The organism is Cupriavidus sp. R6-3 (genome assembly GCF_059772245.1).
Genome location: NZ_JCBAJO010000271.1, coordinates 1 through 5,489 on the forward strand (window position 1 = coordinate 1; position 5,489 = coordinate 5,489).

4 protein-coding genes are annotated in these 5,489 nt (G+C 66.0%); 1 reads left to right on the forward strand and 3 read right to left on the reverse strand.

The features are described from left to right. Positions 1–266: 266 nt before the first annotated feature. Entirely contained in the window at positions 267–2,651 is a 2,385-nt protein-coding gene (ppsA, locus tag AC6EI8_RS23625) for a phosphoenolpyruvate synthase (protein ID WP_149319019.1), read from the reverse strand. 357 nt (positions 2,652–3,008) lie between these two features. On the opposite strand from ppsA, the gene ppsR reads away from it, so the two are divergent. Then, entirely contained in the window at positions 3,009–3,860 is an 852-nt protein-coding gene (gene ppsR / locus AC6EI8_RS23630; protein WP_149319020.1) for a posphoenolpyruvate synthetase regulatory kinase/phosphorylase PpsR, read from the forward strand. Between the two features lie 76 nt (positions 3,861–3,936). Here the strand turns inward: ppsR and AC6EI8_RS23635 are convergent, their stop codons facing one another. Continuing rightward, positions 3,937–4,716, reverse strand: coding sequence for a TrmH family RNA methyltransferase (locus AC6EI8_RS23635; protein ID WP_149319021.1), 780 nt, complete (start codon positions 4,714–4,716; stop codon positions 3,937–3,939). Positions 4,717–4,778: 62 nt separating this feature from the next. Next, a partial coding sequence (rnhB, locus tag AC6EI8_RS23640; protein ID WP_498383036.1) for a ribonuclease HII occupies positions 4,779–5,489 on the reverse strand: 711 nt, incomplete at its 5' end.

Genomic DNA, 5,489 nt, shown 5'->3' on the forward strand with positions numbered 1-5,489 from the left:
CAGCGTCAGGCTGGCCAGTTCCGCAATGACCAGCAGGACCGCAAGGCCGAACCAGATGTGGTAGTCCGCCATGGCGATTCACCCCTCGATATCGTTGTTGCTGTTCTTGTTCTGATGCCGGGCGCGGCCCCATGTGCATCGACCGCGGGCGCGCCCTGCCAAAGCGAAAAACCCCCGCGGCGCCGTGGCGCCTGCGGGGGCATGGCCGCACCCGACCGAGGTAGGGTGCGGCTGACGGTGCCGTTGACTGGCGTTGTCGATCGAAATTACGACGCCAGCTGCCGCCACGTGTCGATCACCGAATCGGGATTCAGCGAGATCGACTTGATGCCTTCCTTGGCCAGCCAGGCGGCGAAGTCCGGATGGTCGGACGGGCCCTGGCCGCAGATGCCGACATACTTGTTCAGCCGAAGCGCGGTCGAGATCGCGCGCGACAGCATGAAACGCACCGCGGGATCGCGCTCGTCGAAGTCCTTGGCCAGCAGCTCCATGCCCGAATCGCGGTCCAGGCCCAGCGTCAGCTGCGTCAGGTCGTTCGAGCCGATCGAGAAGCCGTCGAAGTACTGCAGGAACTCCTCGGCCAGGATCGCGTTGGACGGCACCTCGCACATCATGATCACGCGCAGGCCGTTCTCGCCGCGCTTCAGGCCGTGCTTGGCGAGCAGGTCGACGACCTTCTCGGCCTGGCCCAGCGTGCGCACGAACGGCACCATGATCTCGACGTTGGTCAGGCCCATTTCGTCGCGCACGCGCTTCATGGCCTTGCATTCCATCTCGAACGCCTCGGCGAAGTCCTCGGCGATATAGCGCGAGGCGCCGCGGAAGCCCAGCATCGGGTTTTCCTCGTCCGGCTCGTAGCGCGAGCCGCCGATCAGCTTCTTGTACTCATTGGACTTGAAGTCCGACAGGCGCACGATCACCGGCTTCGGATAGAAGGCGGCGCCGATGGTGGCGATGCCTTCGGCCAGCTTGTCGATGTAGAAGGCGCGCGGGCTGGCATGGCCGCGGGCCACGCTCTCGACGGCCTTCTTCAGGTCGGAGTCGACCTGCGGATAGTCGAGGATGGCCTTCGGGTGGACGCCGATGTTGTTGTTGATGATGAATTCGAGGCGGGCCAGGCCCACGCCGCTGTTCGGGATCTGCGCGAAGTCGAAGGCCAGCTGCGGATTGCCGACGTTCATCATGATCTTGACGTCGAGCTCCGGCATCTCGCCGCGCTGCACCTCGGTGACCTCCGTCTCGAGCAGGCCATCGTAGATGCGGCCCTCGTCGCCCTCGGCGCACGAGACGGTGACCAGCGTGCCGTCCTTCAGCACATCGGTGGCGTCGCCGCAGCCGACCACGGCGGGCACACCCAGCTCGCGCGCGATGATCGCGGCGTGGCAGGTGCGGCCGCCGCGGTTCGTCACGATGGCCGAAGCGCGCTTCATCACCGGTTCCCAGTTCGGGTCGGTCATGTCGGCAACCAGCACGTCGCCAGGCTGCACGCGCTCCATCTCGCTGGGGTCGTTGATCACGCGGACCGGACCCGTGCCGATCTTCTGGCCGATGGCGCGGCCGGTGGCCAGCACCGCCGAGGTGCCCTTGAGCTTGAAGCGCTGCTCGGCCTTGCCGGCCGACTGGCTCTTCACGGTCTCGGGACGCGCCTGCAGGATGTAGATCTTGCCGTCCTTGCCGTCCTTGCCCCACTCGATGTCCATCGGGCGGCCGTAATGCTTCTCGATGGTCATCGCGTAGCGCGCCAGCTCGCAGACGTCCTCGTCGGTGATCGAGTAGCGGTTGCGCAGTTCGCTCGGCACGTCGACGGTCTTGACGCGGCCGGCTTCGCCCGGCGCGGTGAATTCCATCTTGATCAGCTTCGAGCCGATCGAGCGGCGGATGATCGGGTACTTGCCGGCCTGCAGCGTCGGCTTGAAGACGTAGAACTCGTCCGGATTGACCGCGCCCTGCACCACCGTTTCGCCCAGGCCGTAGCTGGAGGTGATGAAGACCACGTCGGGGAAGCCCGATTCGGTGTCGATGGTGAACATCACGCCCGACGCGGCCAGGTCCGAACGGACCATGCGCTGCACGCCGGCCGACAGCGCCACCACGTCATGGGCGAAGCCTTTGTGCACGCGGTAGGAGATCGCGCGGTCGTTGTACAGCGAGGCAAACACGTGCTTGATCTTGTCGAGCACGTCGTCGATGCCGCTGACGTTCAGGTAGGACTCCTGCTGGCCGGCGAACGAGGCGTCGGGCAGGTCCTCGGCGGTCGCCGACGAGCGCACCGCGAACGACGCTTCGGCGCCCTCGCGCTCCGCGACGCGCGCGTAGTGCTCGCGGATTTCCTGTTCCAGGCGCGGCTGGAACGGTGCGGTGGCGACCCAGTTGCGGATCTCGGCACCGGCCTCGGCCAGCGCCTTGACGTCGTCGACGTCGAGCGCCTTCAGGCGATCGGAGATGCGTTGGGTCAGGTTGTTGTGGGCCAGGAAGTCGCGGAAGGCCAGCGCGGTGGTGGCGAAGCCGCCGGGCACGCGCACGCCGGCGCCTGCCAGCTGGGAGATCATTTCGCCGAGCGACGAATTCTTGCCCCCCACCACTTCCACATCCGCCATGCGCAACTGCTCGAACGGCAGCACGTAGGCGCCGTCATTTGCCAGGTTGGTCATAAATGCCTCAAAACAAAGTAGGAAACCTGTCGCTCACGCCGGAATGTGGTTGGAGTTCTGCTACCGGGCGGATCGCTTTGCTAAACAATCCGGGGCACGGGGGACCGTGGTTTCGATATCGATCGAGACATCCGGTCGGCCATCGCGCTCATTGCGGTCATTGCGGTCATCGCGCCCTTCGCGGCGGATCGGGTCGATGGAATCGGCGGAATGCTGTCGAGCCATTTTGTCGACAATCCCGCTTCGAATCGTCCCGCGCGTGGCGCGCCGTGCAATTGCTTAGCGAAAAGATCGCCGCTATTCTACCGTGCCGCACCGCACTTTCGCGTGCGGCAGGCCCCAAATAATTGTTCAGACATGGATTCCCCCGCCGCGCCGCGCGCCGACAAGCCCGCCGTCCGCACCGTATTTATCGTCTCGGACGGCACCGGGATCACCGCCGAAACTTTCAGTCATTCGATCCTGGCCCAGTTCGAGATGCGCTTTCGCAAGGTGCGAATGCCCTTTATCGATACGCCGGAAAAGGCGCATATGGCGGTCGGCAAGATCAACGAGGCCTTCCATGCCGAAGGCGTTCCGCCGATCGTCTTCACCACGCTGGTCAATGCCGAGTCGAACAAGGCGCTGCGCCGCGCCAAGGGCATGATTCTGGACATGTTCCAGACCTTTATCGAGCCGCTCGAAAAGGAATTGGGCCTGAAATCGACCCATGCGATCGGGCGCTTTCACCAGAATGCCGATACCGAGGCGTACAAGAACCGGATCGAGGCCATCAATTTCTCGCTGGCCCACGACGACGGCCAGTCGCACAAGAATCTGGCCGAGGCCGACGTGATCCTGGTGGGCGTCTCGCGCAGCGGCAAGACCCCGACCAGCCTGTATCTGGCGATGCAATATGGCCTGAAGGCGGCCAATTACCCGCTGATCCCCGACGATTTCGAACGCGGCAAGCTGCCGTCCGCGCTGTACGATTTCAAGCCGAAAATCTTCGGCCTGTCGATCGACCCGCAGCGGCTGTCGGAAATCCGCAATGAGCGCCGTCCCGGCAGCAAATACGCCTCGCTGGAAAATTGCCGCTATGAGGTCAACGAAGCCGAGATCATGATGCGCCGCGAGGGGATCAAATGGCTGTCGTCGACGCACAAGTCGATCGAGGAAATCGCCACCACGATCCTGCAGGAGATCAAGGTCGATCGGGACAATTATTGATCGGCCATTGGGTTGCCTCCCTCTCCCGCCCCTGCGGTAGAGGGGAGCAGCCGAGTCTCGACGCCGACGAGGCGCCCTAGCCCCGCCGCTGCCGCACCGCCTCGAACAGGCACACCGCGGTAGCCGCGGCGACGTTCAGCGATTCGAGCCCGCCGGGCTGCGGAATCCCGACCGTGCGCTGCACCAGCGCCATCCATTGCGCGCTGACCCCCGCCCCTTCGTTGCCGACCACCCAGCCGACCGGCCCGCGCAGGTCCGTATCGAACAGCGCCGCATCCGCGTGCGACGAGGTCGCCAGCAGCGGCACCGCGAGCCGCGGCGCCAGCATCTCGACCGTGCAGTGCTCGACGATATTCAGGTGGAAGTTGGCGCCCATCGCCGCGCGCAGCGTCTTCGTCGACCACGCGAAGGCGCAGCCGGTACCGAGGAACGCATGCTGGATGCCGGCCGCCGCGGCGCTGCGCAGGATCGAGCCGACGTTGCCGGCATCCTGCACGCCGTCCAGCACGATGCAGTCGGTGTCGATGCGCGCGGGCAGATGGCCCGCCGGGGTATCGATCACCAGCATCAGGTCAATGCCGTTGACCACGCCGGTGATCTGCGCGAACAGCGCGTCCGCCAGCACCACGACGCGCTGCTCGTCGATGCGGGCCAGCAGCGCGGCGACCTCGGGATGATCGAGATGGCGCTCGGACACCACGCAGCTGACCGGCTGGCCGAGCGCAGCCAGATAGGCGTCGGCCAGATGCACGCCGTCCAGTACCGACTGGCCGGCCTTGCGCCGCTGATGGGTCGAGCCGGTCAGGGCCTTCAGATGCTTGAACAGCGCGTTGTCGCGCGAGCTGACGTGCTTCACGTTAATCCACGTGGTTCTGCGTTATGCCGCAGGGTTATGCCGCCAAGTTATGCCGCAGCGGCTCAGGACAGCGCCGGCCCGGGGCTGACGGCCGCGCCGATGGCGTCGTCGATCGCTTCCATCGCATCGAGCGCGTCGAAGGCATCGATGGTCTCGGCCAGTTCGTCCGGCGAAGGCCGCAGTCCCGCGGCCGCCCCGTCCAGCTCGCCGACCGGCAGCATGGCGTCGGCGCCCAACGGCCCGCGCAGCAGGGCCTCGCGCACGGGCGCGAACGAGCGGCGGTGATGCGGCGTGGCGCCGAAGCGCGCCAGCGCCAGCAGATGCTGCGGCGTGCCGTAGCCGACGTGGCTGTCGAAGCCGTATTCGGGATATTGCGCGTGCAGCGCGACCAGTTCGCGATCGCGGGCGACCTTGGCGAGGATCGATGCCGCCGAGATCGCCTGCACGGTGGCATCGCCCTTGATGACCGCCTCGACCGGATACGGCACGTGCGGGCAGCGGTTGCCGTCGACCTGCACCAGGTCCGGCGAGATGCCGCAGGCGGCCAGGCCGTGGACCGCGCGTTGCATCGCCAGCATCGTCGCGTGCAGGATGTTCAGCGTGTCGATCTCCTCGACCGTGGCAAAGGCGATATGCCAGGCCATCGCGCGCGAGCGGATCTCGTCGAACAGCGCCTCGCGCCGGGCCGCGGTCAGGATCTTGGAGTCGGCCAGGCCCTCGATCGGCCGGGCCGGATCGAGCACCACCGCGGCGGCAAACACCGGACCGGCCAG